This is a genomic window from Sphingomonas sp. GW821-FHT03E12, assembly GCF_059420685.1.
This window is the reverse complement of record NZ_JBWKUF010000012.1, coordinates 1-1763: the sequence shown is the minus strand read 5'-3', so window position 1 is coordinate 1763 and position 1763 is coordinate 1. Positions and strand designations below refer to the sequence as shown.

The following is a 1763-nucleotide window of genomic DNA, read 5'->3' as shown; positions in this document are numbered from 1 at the left end:
GAGGTATCGCCGAGGGAGGAGGTGTCGCCTTCGGCGATCTTGCGCAGGATGCGGCGCATGATCTTGCCGGAGCGGGTCTTGGGCAGGCCGGGCGCGAACTGGAGCGCGTCGGGGGTGGCGATCGGACCGATCTCGGTGCGGACCCATTTGACCAGTTCGGCACGCAAGCCGTCGTCGGCGGTGCAGCCCGCGTTGAGCGTGACATAGGCGTAGATGCCCTGGCCCTTGACGTCGTGCGGCATGCCGACGACCGCAGCCTCGGCGACCTTGGGGTGGAGCACCAGCGCGCTCTCGACCTCGGCCGTACCCATGCGGTGGCCTGACACGTTGATGACGTCGTCGACCCGGCCGGTGATCCAGTAATAGCCGTCCGCGTCGCGGCGGCAGCCGTCGCCGGTGAAATACTTGCCCGGATAGGTGGTGAAATAGGTCTGGAAGAAGCGTTCGTGATCGCCCCAGACGGTACGCATCTGTCCTGGCCAGCTGCGCGCGATGACCAGGTTCCCCTCGGTCGGCCCGTGCAGGACATTGCCCTCGCTGTCGACCAGCTGCGGATCGACCCCGGGCAGCGGCCGCGTCGCCGAGCCGGGCTTCAAGTCCGTCGCGCCCGGCATCGGTGCGATCATCGCTCCGCCGGTCTCGGTCTGCCACCAGGTGTCGATGATCGGGCAGCGGCGCTCGCCCACCACCTCATGATACCAGCGCCAGGCTTCGGGGTTGATCGGCTCGCCGACCGTACCGAGCAGCTTGAGCGACTTGCGGCTGGTCTTCGTGACGAAGTCGTCGCCGTCCTTCATCAGCGCGCGCAGCGCGGTCGGGGCGGTAAAGATGGTGTGGACCTTGTGCCGGTCGACCACCTGCCAGATGCGGCTGGCGTCGGGCCAGTTGGGCAGGCCTTCGTACATCAAGGTCGTCGCGCCATTGGCGAGCGGGCCGTAGAGGATGTAGCTGTGCCCGGTCACCCAGCCGATATCGGCGGCGCACCACCAGACATTGCCGGGGCGATAGTCGAAGCACAGCTCATGGGTCAGGCTCGCCCAGAGCAGATAGCCCGCGCTGGTGTGGAGCACGCCCTTGGGCTTGCCGGTCGAACCACTGGTATAGAGGATGAACAGCGGATCCTCCGCGTCCATCGTCTCGGCCGGGCAGTCGGTGGAGACCACTGCCGCGGCGTCGTGATACCAGACGTCGCGGCCCGGGGTCATGGTGACGTTGCCGCCGGTCGCCTTGACGACGATCACCTTCTCGAGCGCGGGCGCGCGCTCGGCCGCGGCATCGACATTGGCCTTCAAGGGCACGCGCTTGCCGCCGCGGCGGCCTTCGTCGGCGGTGACCACCACCGAGCTGTCGCAATCGGTGATGCGCCCGGCCAGTGCCTCGGGCGAGAAGCCGCCGAACACCACCGAATGGATCGCGCCGATCCGCGCGCAGGCGAGGATCGCGAACGCCGCCTCGGGGATCATCGGCATGTAGATCGTCACGCGGTCGCCCTTGCGGACGCCCTGGCCCTTCAGGACATTGGCGAAGCGGCAGACCTCTTCATGCAGCGCGCGATAGGTGAAGCTGCGCGAGGCCTCGGCGGGATCGTCCGGTTCCCACAGGATCGCGACCTCGTCCCCCCGGCTCGCCAGGTGCCGGTCGATGCAGTTCGCCGCGACATTGAGCTTCCCGTCCGCGAACCACTCGATCCGGAAATCACCCTCGTCGAACGACCAGTCTCCAGCCAGCTCAGGTCGCTTCACCCAGTCCAACCGGCGCGACTG

General features: G+C 67.7%; 1 protein-coding gene. It reads right to left on the bottom strand.

Annotated features, from left to right (window positions below):
• On the bottom strand, positions 1-1763 hold a 1763-nt coding region (acs, locus tag AC07TU_RS20625; protein WP_495189814.1), incomplete at both ends, for an acetate--CoA ligase.